The organism is Marivirga sp., assembly GCF_051117495.1.
GTDB lineage: Bacteria > Bacteroidota > Bacteroidia > Cytophagales > Cyclobacteriaceae > Marivirga.
In genome coordinates this window covers 151,470-174,376 of the sequence record NZ_JBNPEF010000005.1, presented here as the reverse complement: position 1 = coordinate 174,376, position 22,907 = coordinate 151,470, and the positions used below count along the sequence as shown (strand labels likewise).

The window sequence follows — 22,907 nt, the reverse complement described above, 5'->3', positions numbered from 1 at the left end:
GGATTGTCCTTGTTAAACTAATGTAAATATAGAAAATTAATGAAAAATACAATAATTTTATTTAACAACGTTTAAATACTTACATCTATAAAAAATATTTAAAATATCAATATTCAAATAAAACTAAGTCTATATCTACCGTATAACAAAATAATATTATACAATTACCTGAAATACAGATACTAACGCGTTTATAACAAATTTTAACTTTTCGATTAAACAGTGTTTTTTATAGATGAATTTTTAATTAATATTACAGACATGACTTTTCAAGCAATATTATAATTATTTAATAAGATTTAAATAAGTTGATTGATTGTTTTCAACCATTACATCTAAATTAAAATCTCGTCTGATAGAAAGAAAAGCTTCCTCTCCATACTTTTTTATCAGATCCTTATTTTTGATATATTTTGAAATTGCATTACTAATAGCATTTATATCAGAAGGAGATATTAGAATACCATTTTTTCCGTCTTGAATAATCTCTTTTGTACCATCTACTTCAGAGGCAATAATTGCTTTTTTCATTGCCATAGCTTCCAATAACCCAATTGGCAAACCTTCCCAAAGGGAAACTAAGCTGTAAATATCAATAGCTGCTAATAGTTGGGGGATATTTTTTTGAAATGGCAACCTTTTAATAACGTTAGACAAATTTAAATTAGTGATTAAGTCATTTACCTTACTATCTAACTCCCCTTCACCCACAATTAGCAGTCGAAGATTTTTCTCCTTACTGTAAGCCCGGTTAAACCCTTTAATTAATGTAAGCGGATCCTTTTGGAATGTAAGCCTCGCAATAAATCCAACCCATATTTCATTATCACTAAGGCCAAATAGTTTTCTTGAATTCAATCGGTCAATATTGAAATCAAATTTTTCAAATGATATTCCATTATTGATTACTATTGCCTTAAAACCTTTTATATTATTCTCCCCTGTTAATCTATTACTCTCTGAAACACAAATAACCTGGTCAGAATTTTTGGTTATGTATTTTTCTGCTTGAATTCTTAATCGTCTTACAAAATAGGATTGACTATCATTAAAAGACCATCCATGCACAGTATAAATAAAAGGGATTTTTAGTTTCTTTGAAACTGAAATGGTATTTGAAGCTGCTCTAGTCCCGTGTGCATGAATAACATCAACTTTTTTATCTTTTACTAACTTCATTACTTTCCTTCTTACCCTCGGATCAAAAGGGACTTTTGAGTAAATCACATAAGTTTCAATCCCTTTAACCCTTAAGGCTTCTACCATTGGCCCTTCAGTAAAAGACAAAACAATAGGTTTAAATTTTTGTAAGTCTATGTTTGTAGCTAAATCATGTACATGGGTTTCTCCACCACCAACTAACCCCTGTCTAATTGTTAATAGTACTTTTAATTTCTTTTCCATTTGACATGCTTTAGAATTAGGATTTATATATAATATTCCACCAAAAGCCTCTCAATATAGCCTTGAAATGCATCTTTTCACTTTTTAAAACTGAGGTCAAAAGATTCTTAGGCAAAGCAATTAAAGTGATATATACCATAAAAAAAACTCGTCTAGACAGAGTAAAATTTCTCCTTACAAACAAAATCCTATTTCTAAATAAATAATAAGACTTAAGCGGATTCATTTTACCTATTGACATAGATTCTTTATGATGTATGACAGCTCTTTGATTAACATAAAGATCAAATCCAGCCCTTTTAACTATCTCTGACCAATCCATTTCTTCATAATAAAGAAAATAGATTTCAGGCATTAGTCCTACCTGCTCAACAACACTTCTTGAAAACATCATGGCAGCCCCATGTAAATAAGGAGTAACAACAATACTCTGAAATTCAGGGCCATCTGTGAGCTTGTTCCCTATTGCTCTATTTCTACCTGTTAAGGATAGAGGGGTATAACCTGCAAATTGAATCAAGTTAGTACCATAGTAAATAATTTTAGGTGAGACCGCCCCTACATTTGGCTTTAAATAAAATACAGAAATTAGATTTTCAATCAGTCCATTCTGGATTTCAGTATCATTATTCACGAAAAATAAGTAATCACCTTCTGATTTCTCAACGCCTAAATTATTCCCTCCTGCAAAGCCAAGGTTTTTGTCTGATCTTACTACTGTAACTTCTGGAAACTTAGAAATAATTAAATTCCGTGGATCTTCTTTTGAGGCATTATCTACTACAATAACCTCAATGTTTGGATAATTCAGATCAACAATTGATTTTAAAAGATCCAAAGTATATTGAAGAGAATTAAAATTAATTGTAATTATAGAAACTAATGGTGATTCATTTATTTTCATCAACTGAATAAATAGAGTTATCTATATCCTTTTTACTGTGCTTAGTATGTATAAAAGTCTTATCAGCTCCTTTTAGCTTAAAAAGTAGCAAAAACATGTTTAAAAATGCACCAGGAAGTGAGAGGATCGCTTTGGCAAATTTTCTATCAAAAAACTTAATAGGTAAAATTGTGACTAATGTTAGAAAATAAGCAATAAATAAAATCAATATATTTTGAAAGTTCAGTATCTCATTCCAATTCAAAAAGTAGGCTATAAAAGTAAGTATAAAAAGAACACCTAAATTTAGAACTCTTGGTAGGAATAAATTATGTAGAATTGCTATATTGAAATAATCAAAATTACCAGAAAACAAATTTTTTAATCCTTTACCAAAAAACTTTACAAGATATATATATTGGCTTGCCAACCATCTTTTACGTTGGTTTTTAAAATTGCCTGAATCGGATATTTTTTCATCAAATATTATTGCGTCATCCAAATATTGAATTTTGTTTCCACTTTCTATAACATTTAATTGAAGTACTTTATCAAATCCACCAATCGCTTTAATCTGATTTAGTGCATTTTTAATCTCAGTAGTTGAAAAAGCCATTCCAGAACCGATCAAAGAAGCAGATAGGTTCAATGCATTCGGACCTTTTCTGAAAATATGATTATTAATAATCTCACTTGCTGCATCTAAAACAGCATAGTTTGAGTCCATATTTTTAGCCACTCTTCTACCTTGAATTACCTTTAAACCATTTTGGAAGGCATTGTTTATTTTTACTAAAAAGTTTTTAGATAAAATATTGTCTGCATCACTTATTAATACTAGATCGTAATCATTTTCATCTATAAAACCCAAACAATAATTTAATGATTTTGCCTTAGTGCTTATCTTAAAAGTAACTGGAACAACTTCAACACCTAATTCTTTTAACATCTTATGAGTTCTTTCCTGAAGCTGATCTGCAATAACAAAAACCGTATATCTTTCAGAGGGGTAATTAAGTTGCTGCATTTCATGGCAAACACTAACAATAACATCATCTTCTTTATAGGCTGGAATTAAAATAGCAATTTTGGCGTTTAAATTGCTATTTTTAAAATTCTTCGATTTATAAAAATGACCTGCTATAGAAAATATTGCTGTATAAACTACTGTAACACTAAAAAAGGCTACAATTATATACGAAGTCACTAATAATATCATCCTAAACTCTGGCTTCTTGTACTAATGCGGGAAAGGTTTTGAATAATAAACCAAGATCACTTTTAAAAGAATTATTCTTTGCATAATCAATATCCAAAGAAATCCTTTCCTCCTCAGACATTTCAGCTTTTCCTCTCTTGGATACTTGCCACAATCCTGTTATCCCTGCTGCTGCCATAAATCTTAATGCACATTGGTCTTTTGTCAGCTGCTGAGCCTCATATAAAGGAAGAGGTCTATTTCCTACTATGGACATATCTCCCTTCAATACATTGATTAATTGCGGGAGCTCATCTAAGCTCGTGTCTCTAAGAAATTTTCCAAATTTAGTAATTCTGGGATCTCCTTTAATTTTAAAGAAAACAGGGTTTGTACCATTATCATCTTTATTTTCATATTGGTTTAAATGCATCAGCTTACTTAATTCTTGGTCTGCTCCAGCGGACATTGATCTAAATTTTAAAAAGTTGAATATTTTATATCCAACCCCAGCTCGTTTTGATATGTAAAAAACGGGGCCCTTTGATTCTAATTTTATTATTAAAGCTATCAAAATCATAAATGGACTAAGGAAAAATAATAAAATAGATGACACTAAAATGTCAAAAATCCGCTTTTCAGTTGATATTTTATATTCAATATTTTGTTCTTTATTGGAAGCATCGTCTTTTGTTAACTTTTTAAAAAGTTTTAAAAAATCAATCCAATAATTTAACTTTTCAGGATTAAACTCTTTGGGAAAACAATCATCAGCACCAAATCTTAATAGTTTTTTCTTATTATCAGCATCTATTTTACTAGAAACAATTATTAATGGAATAATACAGCCAGACTCCTTAATTAAATGAGCCAAAGAACCCAAATTTTCAAAGAAAATACCATCAATATACTCACTAAAAAAGACAATGGCATCTGGCGCCTCTGATGTATTAATATCTTCAAGTCTTTTAATTAAACTTAATACATTAAATCGCTCTACCTGGTTAAAAACTTCCAATGTCGAGGAATCAAAATCCTCAGTGCTTACACAAAATATCTTTTTATTGAAAAGGTTTGGCTTTTTTATCCACACTTCTTCAAAATTAGGGCTAAGAGCTTGATTGATAGGTTCCATATATTTAATTTTCAATCTTATTTTGTAAAACTTCGTCTAAAATTTGATATAATTGGGAAGGATCAAATGGTTTCTCTAAAAATCCTTTTGCTCCCGCATCTATACAACGTTTCTTAAATAATTTATCTGTCCTGCTACTTATTATTATGAAAGGAATTTCAGCAAAAATCCCACTTTGCGACAAACTACTTAGAAAGTCAAATCCATTCATTTTAGGTAATTTAAAATCAGATAAAATTACAGAAGGTATATTTCCTTCAGACAACCATTTCATCCCTGACAACCCATCTAATTTAAATACCAGATTATATTTATTTTTTAACAATACATCCAATAATAATCTCATTGGCTCATCATCTTCTGCAATCAAAATTGTATGTTTCATTGAATGTATCTTTTAAACTATACTATAATGACATTAAGTGATGGCATTTTAACTTCTTGGTAATCTATTAATATAAAATTGTTTTATTTTAAGAGTCTAAAAGTAAGAATTATTCGCATTTTATCACAAATATTAGCTTTATTTTTTTTATATAAATCGTTAAAACCATACATTAATTAGTTAAATAACTGAATATGAAGGACTAAATAAATTTAAAATATTCTAATTAATTAATTTACTTACATGGTTTCCAGCATATTTCTTAGTGGCGAAGCAATTTTAATTTGATCAGGGATTAACTATATTATTAATGTAAGAAAATCTATGGTTTTGAAAAACTTATGAAAATAGATGATAGATATAATTTTATAAAACGACTTATTATACTTCTAAACGGTTTTGATTAAATGAAGACAAAATTCTAAAATAACCATTGCAAACAATAAGGGTAGATTATTTTACCCGTTACTTAAAGTGCGAAATAGATCTAAATTATTTTATTTAATGACATTTAAACTATTAAGAAACCCTTTCTATTCCATGTTGAAAAAAGACATATTAAAAGAGGAATGAAATATATTGAAATACATGATTTGTTCAATACTATTGACGAGGAAAGTGCCAGGCAAATAGCACTCCAGATTTTGAAACAAAAAGAAAAAAAGATAAAAAAGAAATTGGAAGAAGCTAAATAGGTTTATTTATATCGTATTCTTCAAAGGGAGTGATCATTTTATGCATTGCGATGTCATAACGGTCAATAAACAAATCCCCCTCCAATAATGGCCCTAGGTTAATACCCACAAATTCAGTTTTAGGATTACATTTTGCCAAAAAACGATCATAATAACCCTTCCCATACCCAATCCTGTGACCGCTTTTGGTCCCTGCTATCATTGGCACTAAAACACATTCAATTTTATCAATCGGATAGATCTCTCCATCTTTTGGTTCTGGTATCCCCCATTTGTTCTCCAAAAACGTTGTGCTTTGAGTGATTTTCATATGTTGCATAATGGGATTATGCAAATCAGACACACCTGTTATTACATCTACTTCCGGCTTTTCAGTCCATAAGTACTGTACAAATGGAAAAACATCAGGCTCTTTGTTTTTTTTGATGGGAATAAAAGTATGGATGCTCTTTACAAGATTATTTTCTAAAAACTTAATCAAACGATGATATAACATCTGATTTCGCCTCTCGTATTCTGCCTGGCTTAAGAATTTCCTCTTCTCTAAATAGACTTTTCGTAAAGTATTTTTATCCATCCCATTTCATTATATGGAATTGTAAGTTAAATGGATCAAATGCTTTTATCAACTTCTTAATGAATTTCTCATCTGCTTGGTAAAAAGGTAAAAAGTTTTCTTTTCTCTCCTGCAATCCATTGCCAGGAAACAGAAAATCTTTAATCTCATCAATTTGACGCATTTTGTCTGCATGCTTTCTCTTCTCGGCCGACATCATCTTCTTTTCTATCTTATCAATAGAATTTTTGACCTTTTCTGTTTCGGCTTCGGTCATTTGCGATAGACTCTTATCTATGGCTCCAGCAGATTGCTTAATCTTGGAAAGCAATAATTTCAATTGTTGGCGCTCATCATTCAAATTCAGCTTTAGGGCTGTGATTTTTTTGGCAATTTGCTTTTTTAATTCCTCTCGCTCGGTAAATAAATCCGTCCCATTCAATTTTAACTTCTTGACTTTATGGCGAATCCTGTTGGGAATAATCATGCCAAAATTACGCGGTAATAGGATGGGGAAGGGTATTTTAAAAGTGTCAAAAACCGGTTTTAATTGCATCCAATACGCTACCTCGGCTGGGCCCCCAGTATAAGCTAAATTTGGCAATATGTATTCTTGATATAGCGGTCTTAAAATCACATTTGGACTGAATCGCTCAGGATGATTTTCAATTTCCGCTTTCATCTCCTCTTCTGTAAATTGAATACCTGTTTCTAAAACTTTAAAAATGTCATTTTCCTTTACAATTCTTTCTCTGATGTTATCTTTCAAATAAAAGAAATTGATTTCTCTTGGAAATGACTGTGTTTTATATCCGGTATTATCTAAAGACTTAGAACATTCTTCTACCAAGTCATTGGCAGTATGATTGAAAACATCGTCTTGGATAACCGCCTTAAATTCAGATTTCAGCTTAGGATTATCAGCATCCAAAACTATTAAACCTTTCTTTCCATAGAGCTCATTTACATATGTCCTTACGGCATCCGATAAATTCTCAGACTCATTATAAGCATTATAAAAAATACTGTTTTTACCACCTAACTCTTCCGTCAATGCCTCTAGCCCTTCGGTTTTCATTCTACCTACTGCTCCAGTTTGTTCAGTATTCCATTTATATTTCTGTCCATCAAGCTGTACAGACCTAATTTCGTCCAAATCATGATCTTCTGAAGCCATCCAATAAATAGGTACAAAATTATACTCAGGATACTTATCCTTTAACTGCTTACAAGCATTGATAACGGTAATAATCTTAAAATGAAAATAAAGCGGACCGGTAAATATATTGAGCTGGTGTCCTGTGGTGAGTGTAAAGGTTTTTTCATCTCCCAGTCTTTCAATATTCTTTTGAACTGCCTCTTCAATTTTGGAAACTTTAGCATATTGAGACTGCAAAACTTCCACAAGTTTCTCCCTATTAATTTTATGTTCTGCCTTTTCATTAATTTGTTCTTGAAAAGCTTCAAGATGGGGAAAGCGATGGTAGAATTTCTTTAGCTTTTCTTTTTGCTGAATAAAATCATTAAAAATAGGTGCAAAAAGACCTGTCTCAGAAAAATCAATACATTCTACCTTCATATTATTTAGGTTACAAAATTATATCTAACAAATATTGATGTTTGGTACTCACCATAAGGTCAATTATTCAGTATTCCCATTAATTAGTAATCATCACTATTATTTCAAATTACCATATAAGTCGAACTCTGTAGCATCTGTAATTTCCACCTCTACAAAATCACCAATTCTGGCATAGCTTTCTGTGGCATCAATCAAAACTTCATTATCCACTTCAGGAGAGTCCTGCTCAGTTCTGCCAATGAAAAAACCACCCTCTTTTCTATCTACCAAGACCTTAAAGGTTTTACCAATTTTTTTCTCATTTAATTCCTGAGAAATTTGAGTTTGTAATTCCATTACGGCATCCGCTCTTTCTTGTTTGATTTCATCCGGAACATCATCTTCAAAACTGAAGGCATGTGTATTTTCTTCATGGGAATATGGGAAAATCCCTAATCGGTCAAATCGAGTATTTCGAACAAAATCCATCATTTCCTGAAAATCCTCTTCAGTTTCACCTGGATGGCCAGCTATCAAGGTTGTTCTTAATGCAATGCCCGGAACTTTCGCTCGAATTTTTTCAATTAAAGCTTCTTGTTTCTCACGGGTGGTTCCTCTGCGCATCATTTTCAGCATTTTAGTTGAGCCGTGCTGAAGAGGCATATCCAAATAATTGCAAATATTATCTCGTTCTGCCATCACATCCAATATATCTTCAGGGAAACCTGTCGGAAAAGCATAATGCAATCGAATCCACTCTATACCTTCGACATCAGAAAGTTGTTTCAACAATTCGGCAAGATTTCTTTTTTTATAAATATCAAGTCCGTAATAGGTCGAATCTTGAGCTATAAGCAAGATTTCTTTAGTGCCATTTCTGGCCATATTTTTGGCTTCTTTCACCAATTCCTCGATTGGGCGGGAAACATGCTTTCCGCGCATTATGGGAATAGCACAAAATGAACATGGCCTATCACAACCCTCAGCAATTTTCATGTATGCAAAATGATTGGCCGTGGTGGTTATCCTTTCTCCTACTAATTCATGCTTATAATCAGCATTGAATTTTTTCAATAGCATAGGCAATTCCATAGTACCAAAAAAAGCATCTACCTGTGGAATTTCTTTTTCTAAGTCATCTTTATATCGTTGAGAAAGACAGCCCGTTACATACAGTTTTTCAATCAGACCTTCTTCCTTGGCATCAGCATATCTCAAAATAGTGTCTATTGATTCTTGCTTGGCATTATCAATAAATCCGCAAGTATTCACCACTATGATATTTGAATCATCTTTATCTGATTCATGCGTTACATCAATCTGATTTCCTCTCAACTGAGTGATCATCACTTCGGAATCCACCAAGTTTTTGGAACATCCCAAGGTTACTACATTAACTTTGTCCTTCTTTAATCCTTTCGTCTTCAAAATTTTCTCCTCTTTAAAAATTAATCTTTAAATAACTCACCCTGAATTATTGCTTTGGCATTAAAATTGAGATTGCCGTTATGTTAACTCAGCGTGAGACACTATTTAAAGACGCAAAGTTAATCAAATATTACAGGAATTGTTTCAGATGTGATGAATTACCATCAATTCTATGATAACTGGTTTAGCTTGTCAGAATATATAATATCTTTGCATCCCAATGGAATCAATGATTAAAAAAAGTATAGTATTAATTCTCTTAATAACTATTATTGCATGTGAAGTGGACAGCAATTGTGGAGCCAATAACGTTGACAATAATGTTAACTATGTAACATTTAGAACCCTAACTTTAAATGCTAATTTAGAGGAACAAAATGTTGGGGTTGTATTTGATAGCATTACGAGCCCACAGGCGAATGAATTCTTTTTTTTAGCAGACACTTTAAGCAGTTTTCAACTACCCCTAAGTCCTGCAGAAGACCAAACAGAATTCTATTTTTACTATGGCTCTAGAGCTGATACCATACACTTTAACTATACTAGAAGAAATAGAGTAGATTCACCTGAATGTGGATTTGAAATAAGCTACACAGGCTTAGATACTGCTTTTCAAACCTTTGATTCTTTAATTATTGTTAATGATACTTTAAAAAGGACAGTAAATGCGCCTAATATTAAGTTGTTTTTTCTTCAGTCTCCTTAGTTTTTCGCTCTTTGGGCAAGTTCCCGACAGCAGTGATGATGTTGATTCAGTTGAGCAAAGAGTGGTGGAACCAGAGCGCCCCAAAGTGCCTAAATCCTTTTTTATTCCAACTGGAATTAGGATAGGGACAGATTTGGTTGCCTTAGGCGTAAATGTATTTGGGAATAACCGACAGCGATATGAATTTCAAGGAGACATTGATTTCCACAGAATTTATTTGACCGGATCCTATGGTGTTAGTCAATATTTGATCAGAGCCAATAATTTTAATTATGGTAACTCAGGCAATTATTATAGAATAGGTTTAGAAGCCGACTTTCTGAAATTTGATCCTGATCATAACACTTTGACTTTTGGTTTAAGATACGCCAGGGCCAACTATTCTGAAACATTGTTAACTAGTATAATTGATCCGGTATATGGACAGTATGACCAAAACTTGAACAATGAAAATGCGAGTGCCCGTTGGTTTGAAATGACCACTGGCCTTAGAGTTATGGTCTTAAAAAATCTTTATATGGGCTATAATTTTCGAATTCAATTAAACAGGAAGCTATTCAATACCGATCAATTTAGTTCCTATGACATTCCGGGTTTTGGAAGAGCTGAGTTTAAGAACAGATGGACATTCAATTATTATATAGCCTACAGAATAGCTTGGAAAGAAAAGCAAGTGATGGAAAAAAGTCGTTAAACCCGCTTAAAGAAAGAATCCACAAATTCCATTTTGTTGAACACTTGTAAATCTTCCACTTTTTCGCCTACACCAATATATTTAACGGGTATTTTAAATTCCTCGGAAATACCTATTACCACTCCACCTTTGGCCGTACCATCTAATTTTGTGATGGCCAAGGCAGTCACTTCCGTGGCTTTTGTAAATTCCCTTGCTTGAATCATGGCATTTTGACCTGTGGAACCATCCAATACCAACAATACTTCATGAGGAGCTTCATTGACAAATTTTTGAATCACCCTTTTAATTTTGGATAACTCATTCATCAAATTCACCTTGGTATGTAATCTACCCGCTGTATCAATAATCACGATATCAGCTTCTTCTTCCACTCCTTGTTTTACGGCATCAAAAGCCACTGAAGCAGGGTCGGTATTCATACCATGAGAAACAACAGGCACATCAATTCGAGCTCCCCACATTTTCAACTGATCAACTGCCGCAGCACGGAAAGTATCGGCCGCTCCTAAAATCACTTTTTTGCCCTGCTTTTTATATTGTGCTGCCAATTTGCCAATTGTAGTGGTTTTCCCAACACCATTTACCCCCACTACCAATAATACATAAGGTTTTTTTATATTTTCAGGAAGGGAGAAATCTTTTAAATCCTCAGTATTATTTTCAGAAAGCAGTCCGGCTATTTCTTCTCTTAGGATTTTATCGAGTTCGCTTGTTCCCAAATATTTTTCGCGGGCCACTCTCTCTTCAATGCGATCAATAATTTTTACCGTAGTATTGACCCCCAAATCAGAACTGATGAGAATTTCCTCCAGTTCGTCCAGTACATCCTCATCAACTTGGGATTTACCTACAACTGTTCGCCCAAGTTTGGTAAAAAAACTTTCCTTGGTTTTTTCCAAGCCCTTATCGAGCGACTCTTTTTTTTCTTTAGAGAAAATCTTGAAAATACTCATTCTAATATGGTTTAAAGGTAATGGTAATTAGAGGCTTACAATAATACGAAATAAAAGCACTAAAGTCATTGAGAAACAGAAAGAAGAGAAGTGTATAAACAAAAAAAGTCCCAAAAGAGGGACTTAAATCAATTTAAACCTTAAAAACTACAAATTATTTTTTAAGTGCCTCTTTGGCCATATCCAAAGGTACCATCTCTTCACGGAAAGAATATCCTCCGTTTTTTGATTTCACTGCTTTGATTATTTTAGCATAACCTTTAGCGTCTTTATCTTTTAAACTTGCTACAACTTTCTTAGCCATGATTACTTAATTTCTTTGTGAACAGTATATTTCTTCAAAATTGGATTATACTTTTTCAACTCCAATCTTTCTGTTGTGTTTTTTCTGTTTTTGGTCGTGATATAACGAGAAGTACCCGGAGCGCCAGTTTCTTTGTGCTCTGTACATTCTAAAATCACCTGAACTCTATTTCCTTTCTTAGCCATTGTGCTTTATATTTTTAGCAATAGAAAATTATACTAATACATTACCGTTTTCACGTGCTTTCTTCAATACAGAAGTAAGACCATTTTTATTAATGGTTCTGATTGCGCTTGCAGATACTTTTAAAGTAATCCACTTGTCTTCCTCAGGAAGATAAAACCTTTTCTTTTGCAAATTTGGCAAAAACCTTCTTTTGGTTTTATTATTTGAGTGTGAAACATTGTTTCCCACCTGAGGTCTCTTTCCGGTAATTTGACAAACTCGTGCCATATCTATTTAAATTAATTTTGTTGTCGATTTCAAATTGGTCTGCAAATATCGGCAATATTTTGATAATCACAAACCTTAGTGGAAAAATACCGCCTTATTTTTTTGGTTTTCCAAGGGATTGCCGTCCTGTTTTGTTAGATTTACATTTTAAGAGAGTGCAATTTACTAATTTTTAAACATTAAAGCTATGATTGAAGAAATCAAAAACAGTCAACAAGCCATTGACATGGAAAATAAGCACGGAGCTCATAATTACCATCCGCTACCTGCCGTTTTGGCCAAAGGCGATGGGGTTTTCCTTTGGGATGTAGAAGGAAAAAAATATTATGACTTTTTATCTTCATACAGTGCAGTTAATCAAGGACACAGCCACCCTAGAATATTAGAAACCCTTAAAAAGCAAGCGGAAACACTGACTTTAACCTCTAGGGCTTTTTATAATAATATATTAGGGCCTTTTGAAAAATATATCACAGAGTACTTCGGTTTTGATAAAGTATTGCCCATGAACTCAGGCGCGGAGGCAGTAGAAACTGCCTTGAAGATTGCCAGAAAATGGGCTACTGAGAAAAATGGTGTTGCTCCAAATGCCGGTAAAGTAATAGTGGCAGAGCAAAATTTCCACGGAAGGACTACAACCATTATTTCTTTCTCAAGTGATGCCAATGCCAAAAAGAACTTTGGCCCTTATAACCCGGGTTTTATAAAAATCCCTTATAATGATACTGAGGCTTTGGATAAAATTTTAGAAGGAGAAGATGATGTGGTCGGATTCTTGGTTGAGCCAATTCAAGGAGAAGCCGGAGTCTATAGACCTGACAATGACTATTTAAGAAAATGTAAAGAAATTTGTCAAAAACACAATGTTTTATTTATAGCCGATGAAATTCAAACAGGTATTGCCAGAACAGGAAGTTTATTGGCTGTTTGTGGCGATTGTACTTGCGAAGGACATTGTGAAAAGCAATCTACTTATGTAGAACCTGATATTTTAATTTTAGGAAAAGCCTTATCTGGTGGTTTTTATCCTGTTTCAGCTGTGCTGGCCAATGATCATATTATGGAAGTCTTAACTCCAGGCACCCATGGTTCCACTTTTGGTGGAAACCCACTAGGTGCAGCTGTTGCACTAACTGCATTGGAGGTAGTAAAAGATGAGAAACTGGCACAGAATGCAAGGAAACTAGGACAGCTATTCAGAGATAGAATGCAAAAATTTGTTGATTCATCTGACATGGTCAATCTTGTGAGAGGTAAAGGCCTATTAAACGCCATCGTGATTAACGATTCGCCTGACAGTACTACTGCTTGGGATATCTGCATGGCATTAAAAGAAAATGGGTTATTGGCAAAACCGACTCATGGCAACATCATCCGATTCGCTCCTCCTTTGGTAATAACTGAAGAGCAGTTGAATGAATGCTGTGATATTATTGAGAAAACGATTACAGAGTTTAAGAAAAAGTAAACTTTAAAATTCATACTGATAAAAATGGCCCGGATGAAGATTCGGGCTTTTTTTTTGATCATGTCTAAATTAAGACCACTGATGTATATTTTTATACTTTCAAAAAAACTAAGATTATTATAATTCATTTCCGTTATTTCAAAAGCTAAATACCCCCTTTTTTTATTTAGAGAATTTAGATACTTACATAACAACCTAGTTAAGGTTAGGCCTGACACTAAAAATCCTTACGCTTTATACACTATTCCGTATTTTTTGTTGGTTCTAATCCAGTCATCTGCTGAAAAACCCAAATCTTGCTTAATACTTTTTGTCCCTATTTTTCTGAAGTAATCTTCAAATCCGGATGGAGCATAACCAAAAAGCATCACTACATCTTCATTAGTCTTATTCAAGAATCCATGCCAAGTTTTTTTTGGAACATAAATAAAATCACCTGATTGACCTATTCCTTTATTATCCCCTAAAGTGACTTCCACTTCCCCTTTTTGCACAAACAAAAACTCCTCTTCATTTAAATGCTTATGAATTGGAATTCCGTCACCTGGAGTTATGATTTCGGAAAGTAAGGAAATAGATGGATCGTATTCTGGCGATTTGGAGACTTTGATCATCACTTTGGCTTTTCGGTCATTGCCAATGTAGAACACCTCCCCTTCATTTGCTTTTATAATCATGCCATTAGGCATGTTTATATGCGATAAATTAGCAAAACCCTCATTGTTTCCAGCTAAACACAAAACTGAAAACATACTTAATTTTTTAAGGAATGCTCTCCGATTATTGATGCTTTCTGTTTCCATATAATCTTTAAGACATTTTTTTTTACAAAGTTAAAGGCACATACTTTACACCAAGACATTGTTTAATCTATTTTTTGTTCCTTTTCTCTGTTGTCATTTTCATTAAAGTTTCCTAAAAATAAGATTAATTAAACTGAAAGTAGTAATCATTTTTTTACTAAAGAACTGGTTAAATGAGTTTTTTGCAATGTTATTGCTACTTTTAGTTTTCCAGGTCAACCGTACTGTTCGCGGGTTCTGTTGACATGTATAGAATTGTAATTGGCTTTTTTGTGCTTCTAAGTTTCTTCAAGATACTCGCATATTTGGAAAGGCCTTCAATAGATTCTGTTCTGTTGTATATTTGTCCATCTACTGCATAGGAATAAGTGATTTTATATTCATCAATAACCACTTCTGTACCTAGTTTGGTTTGCTTAATAGTCTCAATAGGCTGGTATTTGATTAATTGTCCTTTTGTCTGAGCGTCAAAGCCAGAAAGTCGCTTATCGTCTGCTATTTTAGGATAAAAGAAAGTAAAGAATAAAAGAGCAGAAACTAATAGAATTACAATTATCCTTCCAATTACGTTTTTAAAGTCCCACAGATGATAAAATTTTACTTTCTTGGTCATTTGTACAATTTTGAAGAGCCTATTAGCTATAACACCTAGCTAAAATGCGTTTGCTACACTTAACTGACGAATCACTAAACTAGCGAAGCCAAACCATAACTACAATTATTGAAAAAGAAGAAGAAATCCATCCTGAATGTTTTACCTAATTCTAAATGAATTTATCAGTTTGGTTTTGTGACGCTATTCCTCTTCACCATGCTAGAAGCAGTAAGAATATGTATTTTTAGGTTATTATAAGTTTAGTTGTTAATCAACAAACGTTTCTTTAATAATTCCTTTAACTTCTTTTATCTCGGGTTTTGATAGCCTTCCTAAAGTTTTAAGAATTCTTTGTTTATATATAGTTCTTATCTGATCGAGTACAATCCAACCAATTTTGTTGTCGTGTTTTATTTCCACTCGTGTGGGATAGCTCTTCGAACTTGTAGTCATGGGAGCAATCACTATTGTCCTCAGGTATTTATTCATCTCATTTGGAGAAATTACTACGCAGGGCCTAGTCTTCTAAATTTCACTTCCGATTGTAGGATTCAAATTGACTAAAACAATCTCGTACTGATTTATTTCCATTCATTTAGATTTTCATCCTCGAACACATCATTAAATAGTAAATCGTCATACTTATTCTCAGACATTTCCTTAAATGCTTTCTCCCACCCTTTCCGAGGTGTTGAGAGAGGTTTTATAATAATTTGTCCTTTTTCTAATATCAGATCAACCTTATCTTTAATATTATATTTCTCTAAAATAGTTTTACTAAATCTTATTCCTTTGGAATTCCCTATCTGTACAACTGAAACCTCCATAATTTTTATTCTTTTTCGTAATTACGAAGTTAATACTTTAATCTAATGACAAGAAATTAAGAGTGGGTTATTTTTCTAATGTTAGGGTAGAATACGCAAGGACATTTGGCCTGACATGTATATAATCAAAATTCCGTTTAAATACCTTATGTTTTAAAATGCATTGAATTCAATGAACATTCAAAGAATTCTCAAGAGCCTTAATATCACTACAAAAACTCTTTTAAATCCGCCAATTTGATATTGCCTTCATAATATGCTTTACCAAATATTACGGCAAAAACGCCCATATCATTCAGTTTGCGTATGTCATCTATATTGCGCACACCTCCACTGGCCAAAACGCAGATATCAGGAAATTCATCCAATATACTTTGATATAAGTCAAATGCCGGCCCTGCTAAAGAGCCTTCCTTACTAATATCAGTGGTTTTCACATACTTTAATCCCCTATCGTAGAAATATCTGATATGCTCTATAATATCAATATCTGTATTTTGCATCCACCCTTTATAGGCAATTTTACCATTTAAAGCATCTGCTCCCAAAGTGATTTTTTCCCTGCCGTATGATACAATCCATGAGGCAAAAAGCTCTTTTCTTTCCACAGCAATACTTGCTGCGGTGATATAATCCGCTCCGTATTCATAGGCCTTGCTAATATCACCATCCGTATTGATACCACCCGTAAAATCCAACTCCAAATCAGTATAACCATGAATGGCCTCCAAAATATGATAGTTGACAGGTGAACCACGATGTGCACCGTCCAAATCTACAATATGCACCACCTTGATTCCATTATCTTCCAACTTGCGGGCAACATCTATGGGCGAATCATCATACACTTTTGCTCCTGCAATATTAGCGCCTTCTACCCTAATAATTTTACCGTCTCTAATGGCTATGGATGGAATAATTTGAATCATAGTTAAAATGTTTTTATGAGTGTGATATTATAAAAAGTTGGCGATTTTTCAAGCCTTTGCCCTATTATTATTGCATTAAGCTTTAAAGGGCTTTGAAATTACAGTTTAAAACGGAATTTACAAAAGAAACAGCAAGAGAAATATTCAGTCGTATTAATTTAAAATCTTACAATAGGCTGATTAAAAGCTAATTTTTTGATCATTTATTCTTAATTTTAAGCACTTTATGACCTATTACGAAAAACAAATACACCACAGAATTAGCCGTTTTGTGCCTGAAAATTCCGTTGATATGGCCTTCAACCTTTGGAAGGAAAAACCTTTTCGATTTGTGATAGCTAAAGCCAGAAATTCCAAACTTGGGGATTTTAGAAAAAAACCCAATGAAGATTGGGCTATCATTACCGTTAATGAAAACCTCAACCCTTATTCTTTTCTCATTACTTATGTGCACGAAGTGGCACATCACTGGGTTTATGAAAAACATAAAGGCAGGGTTTCACCACATGGCAAGGAATGGAAAAATGCCTTTAAGGATTTGATGTTGCCTTTTCAGATTCCTGAAATTTTTCCTGAGCCTATATTGAAAGCTTTGAATGTTTATATGCTTAACCCTAAAGCAGCCTCACTTTCTGATATTCGTTTGGCTAAAGCTTTAAAAACTTTTGATCCTGTGAATCCTGATGAAATAAGTCTTCTAGAGCTTAAACTTGGACAAAAATTCTTGCTTGAAAACCGCCTTTTTGAAAAACATGAAACGCGAAGAACTAGGGTTAGGTGTAAAGAGGTGAGGTCTGGCAAATACTATTTGGTGCATAAAATGGCCATGATTATTCCTGAATAAGATTTCAAAAATCTAGTCTCCTCATCACATGCTCTTCTACTCTTTCACAAAAAACCTGTGGTTTGAGTGTTCTCCAATTCAAATGCTCAAATTGTCCTCCGCAATTAATATAGGTATCCACATTGAATTGTGCCCACTCCTCTAAAACGAAATCACGGAAATTCACACCTACTATCCAGCCATCTTCCACTTCATCAAACCACTCTTCATAATATTCATCATCCGAACCATGAAAATTGAGAATATTTTCACCTATCAAAATGAATTTATTGATCCCCTGCAATATCATGTGCTCAATAATATTTCGTTTCAAATGCATTATGTCATTGTGCAAGGTATCATTCCATTCGCCTATCATTTCTATTACCGCAATTCCGTCATCATAATTAGCATAAAGAATTTTGATATAAAGTGTTTCCGAACCAATAGCATCCCAAGCAGGGTCAATATAATAGCCATAAATGGTATCGGTAAAAAGTTCATAATTGTACTCTTTCCCATAGAATGGCGATAGCTCATCAGCTGAGGAGTCATAATATTTTAGCCAGTTATAGTAAGGCTCAATGTGATGCATGCTAAATATTAAATTTTAAAGGTAAGTATTATGAATGCTATTCCAGTTCAAAAAGTTTTTGAAATCAGGATTTATTTTACTTTTCAATGATTAAGAACAAAATTAGGTATATACAATCTAAATAGTTTATCCAGTATCTGCAAGATTTTGTATATTGATGGAAATTTTTTTGACATGAACAGACTGATTTACTTTTTACCGCTCCTGCTTTTATTAAGCTGTGACTTTGAGTCCGAAGTGGCAGACAGAAGCAATGCCCAATGGCAGAATATCGAAAAAGATTTACAAACGGCTTTGATTATGGCCCATGATGGGGATACTATTGATATACCTGAAGGCTATTTTAAATTTACCAAAAGCTTATTGTTGGATGAAAAATCCAATATCGTTTTCAAAGGGGCTGGAATTGATAAAACTATTTTATCCTTCAAAAATCAGAAAGAAGGGGCCGAGGGGATTAAAATAGCAGATTGCCAAAATATTACACTGCTAGATTTCACAATAGAAGACGCTTCCGGAGATAACATAAAAGTAACCGATACGGACGGCATCACATTCAAAAGAATAAAGGCACAATGGACGGGGAAAGTGAGTGAGAAAAATGGAGCTTATGCCCTTTATCCTGTGCTTTGCAAAAACGTTTTGATTGAAAATTGTATCGCCATTGGCTCCTCCGATGCAGGGATTTATGTGGGGCAGTCAGATTCGGTTATTATCCGGAATAATGAAGCCTATCAAAATGTGGCGGGTATAGAAAGTGAGAACTCTAATTTTGTTGAGATATATGAGAATATCGCTATTAATAACACAGGTGGAATTTTAGTCTTTAATTTACCTGGATTGACCCAGTATGGAGAAGACATAAAGGTTTATAAAAATGTTGTAAAAGAAAACAACCACCGTAATTTCGCACCTGAAGGAAATATTGTGGGTGTAGTACCTCCGGGAACGGGCATAATGGTGCTGGCCACAAGAAATGTAGATATTTATGATAATGATATCATCGACAATCGTTCTGCTGGAGTGGCAGTAGTCAGCTATGAACTAGTGGCTACAATTAGTGAAGAAGAAACAGCAGAGGCCAAGGAAGAACAGGCAGGTTCCGCACAAAGAGTCAATAGCAATTATGATTTGGACGAAAATTACAATCCTTTTCCTTGGGGTGTGAAAATCAGACAAAATAATATCCGTAACGATAAATGGTTTGCTACTTTTCAGCATGATTTTGGTAAATTATTTAATTTTAAATATCCTTTCAATCCGCCCGATATCGTATTTGATGGTTTTATGGCAAAAGGAAAAACTGCTAAAGATATATTATGCATAGACCAAAAAGATGTGCATTTTGTCAATTTGGATGCTCCCAATGATTTGGAAAACATGAATGAAGACTTAGATGAATTTGCTTGTAATTAAAATGAAAGGTTCTTTCTATATTATACTCGGCATCTTCTTTCTGCTTTCTTGTAGTACTAAAGAAACGCAAAAACAAGATACCCAAGCAAGCACCCCGTCTTCATTTAGCTTTACTTCCAATAAAGACTTAGGGAAAGATAAGCTCTCTGATTATAATTTTTTCAAAGGAGATTTAGCTGATTTAGCAGCCAATGAAAATGTACACCCCTATAAATTGAATTCAGCGCTTTTCTCAGATTACGCACATAAAGCCCGATTTGTGCAAATCCCTAAAGGCAAAAGTGCTAATTATCACTCCACGGAAGTAATGGAATTTCCAGTCGGTAGTGTTTTAATCAAGAATTTCTATTACCCAAATGATTTTTCAAAGCCTGATAGCGAAAGAAGAATTCTGGAAACCAGGTTATTGATTCATGAAGAAAAAGGCTGGAAGGCCTTGCCTTATGTTTGGAATGATGAACAAACAGAGGCCTTTTTGGAAGTTGCCGGGGCTACCAAAAGCGTGAGTTGGAGAGATACTGATGGCAAGACACAAAAAATCAATTACAGCATTCCAAATATGAACCAATGCAGAAGCTGCCATTTAAAAGATGGGGAAATAATGCCTATAGGGCCTTCTGCTAGACAATTAAATGGGGATTATGAATATGCTGAAAAAGGTGAAATGAATCAATTGGAATATTGGAAAGCCCATGGTTTACTGTCAAATTTACCTAATGAAAATATACCTCAGTTAGTGAATTATAAAAATGAAAATGCCCCATTAGCAGATCGAGCTAGAGCATATCTTGAAATCAATTGTGGTCATTGTCACCGACCAGAAGGACCGGCCAAAAATTCAGCTTTGCATTTAATGGCATCAGTAAAAAATCCTGCCGCTTGGGGAGTAGGCAAAACACCCATTGCCGCGGGAAAAGGTTCTGGTGGATTGAAATATGATATAGTTCCAGGGAAAGCAGACCAATCAATCCTTACTTACAGAATGGAATCGACCGATCCGGGTATTATGATGCCAGAATTAGGCAGGAAAATGGTTCATAAAGAGGGTTTAGCTTTGGTGAAGGATTGGATTAATGAGATGGAATGATTAAGTGTTGACAAGACAATTAAAAATAGTGTAATCTTTTGTAGGTTATTGAATGGTCTAATGTTAAAACATTAAAAAGAGAAAAAGCATAAAAACTTAAATAAATTTCTATGCTTTTTTCTTAAAATAAGATATTCAAAATTTTATCTACAATAACTTTTACTCCACAGTTACAGACTTAGCTAAGTTCCTTGGCTGATCCACATTACATCCTCTCATGACTGCTATGTGGTATGAAAGCAATTGCAGAGGAATAGTAGAAACCATTGGCATTAATACTTCATGCGTGCCCGGCACCTCGATAGTGTGATCTACCATGCCTGGGATTAATGAGTCACCTTCTGAAACCACAGCAATCACTTTACCCTTTCTGGCTTTGACCTCCTGAATATTGGAGACAATTTTATCGTATGAGCTATCACGGGTTGCAATCACTACAACTGGCATCTCTTCGTCAATTAAGGCTATTGGGCCATGCTTCATTTCTGCCGCAGGATATCCTTCTGCATGAATGTATGAAATCTCTTTTAACTTTAAAGCCCCTTCTAGTGCAACTGGAAAATTGTACCCCCTTCCCAAGTATAAGAAATTACGGGCATCTTTATAAATCTCTGCTATCTTCTTGACTTGCTCATCAGTTTTTAAGGCTTTTTCTACTTTTTTAGGAATGTTTTCAAGATCTACTAATATTTCTCTATAGCGTTGTTCTGCAATTGTTCCTTTTCTCAGAGCGGTTTTTAAAGCAATCATGGTTAAAACCGTCAATTGAGCCGTAAAAGCTTTTGTGCTGGCAACCCCAATCTCTGGACCCGCATGTGTATAAACGCCTTCATGTGAAACTCTAGAAATTGAAGAACCAACCACATTACAAACCCCTAACACAATAGCTCCTTTAGATTTTGCCAATTCCATGGCCGCTAAAGTATCAGCTGTCTCTCCCGATTGGGAAATCGCAAAAACAATATCCCCTTCACGGATCACAGGGTTTCTATACCGGAACTCTGAAGCATACTCTACTTCAACTGGTATCCTGCAAAACTCTTCAAAAATATATTCTGCTACCAATCCGGCATGCCAAGAAGTACCACAGGCAACAATTACAATTCTTTCAGCATTAATCAGTGCATTTGAGTAATCTCTGATACCGCCTAAAACCAATTTAGCTTCATTCGCAATTAACCTACCCCTGAAACAGTCTTTTATTGATTTGGGCTGTTCAAATATCTCTTTCAACATAAAATGTTCAAAACCACCTTTCTCGATAGCTTCCAATTCCATATCTACTTTTTGTATATATGGAGTCATTTTTACGTCTTTTGTGTCTCTAATGCTAATTTTGTTGTCTTTGATTAGGGCAATTTCATAATCATTAACATAGATCACTTCATTGGTATATTCAACGATAGGTGTAGCATCAGAAGCTAAGAAAAATTCATCTTTCCCAACTCCAATAACAAGTGGACTTCCTTTTCTAGCGGCAATCAATTGATCAGGATGATTCACAGACATGATGACAATGGCATAGGCACCAATTACTTTTGTTAAAGCCAGTCTGACAGCCTCTTCCAATGTACCATCATTGTTTTTATATATATCCTCTATAAAATTAATGAAAACTTCAGAATCAGTCTCACTTTTGAAAGTATAGCCTTTATTCTCAAGTTCTGTCTTAAGAGATGAATAATTTTCGATTATACCATTATGAATAATCGCTAGATCTCCGCTTTGAGAGTAATGAGGATGTGCATTTTCATCACTAGGCGCACCATGCGTTGCCCATCTTGTATGACCAATACCTATAGTACTTTTAGTATTTTTGTCTTTCAAATGAGCTTCTAATTCTGAAACCTTACCTTGTTTTTTATAAACATTGAGCTTGTCATCATTCATCAGTGCAATACCTGCACTGTCATAACCTCTATATTCTAATCTCTTTAATCCCTTAATGATGATCTCAGATGCATTCTGATGACCTACATATGCTACAATTCCACACATATTGTAAA

General features: G+C 33.9%; 25 protein-coding genes and 1 pseudogene. 7 read left to right on the top strand and 19 right to left on the bottom strand.

What is annotated here, in order from left to right:
* Positions 1-285 precede the first annotated feature (285 nt).
* From ACFE0M_RS04425 to ACFE0M_RS04405, 5 genes are read right to left on the bottom strand one after another with little or no spacing between them, the layout of a single operon-like run.
* Complete coding sequence (locus tag ACFE0M_RS04425; RefSeq protein WP_434544534.1) at positions 286-1,404, bottom strand: glycosyltransferase family 4 protein; 1,119 nt, start codon at positions 1,402-1,404, stop codon at positions 286-288.
* Positions 1,405-1,420: 16 nt separating this feature from the next.
* Positions 1,421-2,308, bottom strand: coding sequence for a glycosyltransferase family 2 protein (locus ACFE0M_RS04420; protein WP_434544533.1), 888 nt, complete (start codon positions 2,306-2,308; stop codon positions 1,421-1,423).
* Positions 2,295-3,506 carry a glycosyltransferase gene (locus ACFE0M_RS04415; RefSeq protein ID WP_434544532.1) on the bottom strand — a complete coding sequence of 404 codons (1,212 nt, stop codon included), beginning with the start codon at positions 3,504-3,506 and terminating at the stop codon, positions 2,295-2,297. Before ACFE0M_RS04415 ends, ACFE0M_RS04420 begins: the two co-directional genes overlap by 14 nt.
* 1 nt (position 3,507) lies before the next feature.
* Positions 3,508-4,620 carry a sugar transferase gene (locus ACFE0M_RS04410; protein ID WP_434544531.1) on the bottom strand — a complete coding sequence of 371 codons (1,113 nt, stop codon included), beginning with the start codon at positions 4,618-4,620 and terminating at the stop codon, positions 3,508-3,510.
* A 4-nt stretch (positions 4,621-4,624) separates the two neighbouring features.
* Positions 4,625-5,005, bottom strand: coding sequence for a response regulator (locus tag ACFE0M_RS04405; RefSeq protein ID WP_434544530.1), 381 nt, complete (start codon positions 5,003-5,005; stop codon positions 4,625-4,627).
* A gap of 569 nt (positions 5,006-5,574) precedes the next feature.
* On the opposite strand from ACFE0M_RS04405, the gene ACFE0M_RS04400 reads away from it, so the two are divergent.
* Positions 5,575-5,700 carry a hypothetical protein gene (locus tag ACFE0M_RS04400; RefSeq protein WP_434544529.1) on the top strand — a complete coding sequence of 42 codons (126 nt, stop codon included), beginning with the start codon at positions 5,575-5,577 and terminating at the stop codon, positions 5,698-5,700.
* On the opposite strand, the gene ACFE0M_RS04395 is transcribed toward ACFE0M_RS04400, so the two are convergent.
* The 3 genes from ACFE0M_RS04395 to rimO form a co-directional block, all read right to left on the bottom strand.
* Positions 5,693-6,277 carry a 5-formyltetrahydrofolate cyclo-ligase gene (locus tag ACFE0M_RS04395; RefSeq protein WP_434544528.1) on the bottom strand — a complete coding sequence of 195 codons (585 nt, stop codon included), beginning with the start codon at positions 6,275-6,277 and terminating at the stop codon, positions 5,693-5,695. The two genes, ACFE0M_RS04400 and ACFE0M_RS04395, sit on opposite strands and share 8 nt — an antisense overlap.
* Positions 6,270-7,835: a bacillithiol biosynthesis cysteine-adding enzyme BshC gene (bshC, locus tag ACFE0M_RS04390; RefSeq protein ID WP_434544526.1), complete on the bottom strand. Its 1,566-nt coding sequence runs from the start codon at positions 7,833-7,835 to the stop codon at positions 6,270-6,272. The genes ACFE0M_RS04395 and bshC overlap by 8 nt, the downstream gene beginning before the upstream one ends.
* A 99-nt stretch (positions 7,836-7,934) precedes the next feature.
* Entirely contained in the window at positions 7,935-9,245 is a 1,311-nt protein-coding gene (rimO, locus tag ACFE0M_RS04385; RefSeq protein ID WP_434544525.1) for a 30S ribosomal protein S12 methylthiotransferase RimO, read from the bottom strand.
* Positions 9,246-9,474: 229 nt separating this feature from the next.
* Between rimO and ACFE0M_RS04380 the strand changes: the two genes are divergently transcribed.
* Positions 9,475-9,951, top strand: a complete 477-nt coding sequence (locus ACFE0M_RS04380) for a DUF6452 family protein (protein WP_434544524.1) — start codon at positions 9,475-9,477, stop codon at positions 9,949-9,951.
* Complete coding sequence (locus ACFE0M_RS04375) at positions 9,911-10,645, top strand: DUF6048 family protein (RefSeq protein ID WP_434544523.1); 735 nt, start codon at positions 9,911-9,913, stop codon at positions 10,643-10,645. Before ACFE0M_RS04380 ends, ACFE0M_RS04375 begins: the two co-directional genes overlap by 41 nt.
* Here ACFE0M_RS04375 and ftsY read toward each other — a convergent pair.
* The 4 genes from ftsY to rpmB form a co-directional block, all read right to left on the bottom strand.
* The gene (ftsY, locus tag ACFE0M_RS04370) at positions 10,642-11,601 is read right to left on the bottom strand and encodes a signal recognition particle-docking protein FtsY (RefSeq protein ID WP_434544522.1); all 960 of its coding nucleotides are present in this window, start codon (positions 11,599-11,601) and stop codon (positions 10,642-10,644) included. The genes ACFE0M_RS04375 and ftsY overlap by 4 nt on opposite strands.
* Before the next feature lie 154 nt (positions 11,602-11,755).
* Positions 11,756-11,905 carry a DUF4295 domain-containing protein gene (locus ACFE0M_RS04365; RefSeq protein ID WP_340152615.1) on the bottom strand — a complete coding sequence of 50 codons (150 nt, stop codon included), beginning with the start codon at positions 11,903-11,905 and terminating at the stop codon, positions 11,756-11,758.
* A 2-nt stretch (positions 11,906-11,907) separates the two neighbouring features.
* Positions 11,908-12,090, bottom strand: coding sequence for a 50S ribosomal protein L33 (rpmG, locus tag ACFE0M_RS04360; RefSeq protein WP_302103281.1), 183 nt, complete (start codon positions 12,088-12,090; stop codon positions 11,908-11,910).
* A gap of 28 nt (positions 12,091-12,118) precedes the next feature.
* Entirely contained in the window at positions 12,119-12,358 is a 240-nt protein-coding gene (rpmB, locus tag ACFE0M_RS04355; RefSeq protein ID WP_303270886.1) for a 50S ribosomal protein L28, read from the bottom strand.
* A 187-nt stretch (positions 12,359-12,545) separates the two neighbouring features.
* On the opposite strand from rpmB, the gene rocD reads away from it, so the two are divergent.
* Positions 12,546-13,826 (top strand): ornithine--oxo-acid transaminase, encoded by a 1,281-nt coding sequence (gene rocD / locus ACFE0M_RS04350; RefSeq protein ID WP_434544521.1) that lies wholly within the window; start codon positions 12,546-12,548, stop codon positions 13,824-13,826.
* A 227-nt stretch (positions 13,827-14,053) separates the two neighbouring features.
* Here rocD and ACFE0M_RS04345 read toward each other — a convergent pair whose 3' ends face one another.
* The 5 genes and pseudogenes from ACFE0M_RS04345 to ACFE0M_RS04325 form a co-directional block, all read right to left on the bottom strand.
* Positions 14,054-14,629, bottom strand: coding sequence for a cupin domain-containing protein (locus ACFE0M_RS04345; RefSeq protein ID WP_434544520.1), 576 nt, complete (start codon positions 14,627-14,629; stop codon positions 14,054-14,056).
* Between the two features lie 202 nt (positions 14,630-14,831).
* Positions 14,832-15,242: a hypothetical protein gene (locus tag ACFE0M_RS04340; RefSeq protein WP_434544519.1), complete on the bottom strand. Its 411-nt coding sequence runs from the start codon at positions 15,240-15,242 to the stop codon at positions 14,832-14,834.
* Between the two features lie 249 nt (positions 15,243-15,491).
* Positions 15,492-15,737, bottom strand: a pseudogene (locus tag ACFE0M_RS04335) (type II toxin-antitoxin system PemK/MazF family toxin); the annotation flags it as partial.
* A 68-nt stretch (positions 15,738-15,805) separates the two neighbouring features.
* Complete coding sequence (locus ACFE0M_RS04330) at positions 15,806-16,051, bottom strand: AbrB/MazE/SpoVT family DNA-binding domain-containing protein (protein ID WP_434544518.1); 246 nt, start codon at positions 16,049-16,051, stop codon at positions 15,806-15,808.
* Positions 16,052-16,260: 209 nt separating this feature from the next.
* Complete coding sequence (locus tag ACFE0M_RS04325) at positions 16,261-16,980, bottom strand: HisA/HisF-related TIM barrel protein (RefSeq protein WP_434544517.1); 720 nt, start codon at positions 16,978-16,980, stop codon at positions 16,261-16,263.
* Between the two features lie 226 nt (positions 16,981-17,206).
* Between ACFE0M_RS04325 and ACFE0M_RS04320 the strand changes: the two genes are divergently transcribed.
* Positions 17,207-17,824, top strand: coding sequence for a transcription elongation protein SprT (locus ACFE0M_RS04320; RefSeq protein ID WP_434544516.1), 618 nt, complete (start codon positions 17,207-17,209; stop codon positions 17,822-17,824).
* Positions 17,825-17,828: 4 nt separating this feature from the next.
* Here the strand turns inward: ACFE0M_RS04320 and ACFE0M_RS04315 are convergent, their stop codons facing one another.
* Positions 17,829-18,398 carry a hypothetical protein gene (locus ACFE0M_RS04315; protein ID WP_434544515.1) on the bottom strand — a complete coding sequence of 190 codons (570 nt, stop codon included), beginning with the start codon at positions 18,396-18,398 and terminating at the stop codon, positions 17,829-17,831.
* A gap of 174 nt (positions 18,399-18,572) precedes the next feature.
* Between ACFE0M_RS04315 and ACFE0M_RS04310 the strand changes: the two genes are divergently transcribed.
* Both ACFE0M_RS04310 and ACFE0M_RS04305 read left to right on the top strand, forming a co-directional pair.
* Positions 18,573-19,814 (top strand): parallel beta-helix domain-containing protein, encoded by a 1,242-nt coding sequence (locus ACFE0M_RS04310; RefSeq protein WP_434544514.1) that lies wholly within the window; start codon positions 18,573-18,575, stop codon positions 19,812-19,814.
* A complete protein-coding gene (locus tag ACFE0M_RS04305) occupies positions 19,795-20,901 on the top strand; it encodes an SO2930 family diheme c-type cytochrome (protein WP_434544513.1) in 1,107 nt (368 codons plus the stop codon). Before ACFE0M_RS04310 ends, ACFE0M_RS04305 begins: the two co-directional genes overlap by 20 nt.
* 159 nt (positions 20,902-21,060) lie before the next feature.
* Here the strand turns inward: ACFE0M_RS04305 and glmS are convergent, their stop codons facing one another.
* Positions 21,061-22,899 (bottom strand): glutamine--fructose-6-phosphate transaminase (isomerizing), encoded by a 1,839-nt coding sequence (gene glmS, locus ACFE0M_RS04300; protein WP_434544512.1) that lies wholly within the window; start codon positions 22,897-22,899, stop codon positions 21,061-21,063.
* Positions 22,900-22,907 lie beyond the last annotated feature (8 nt).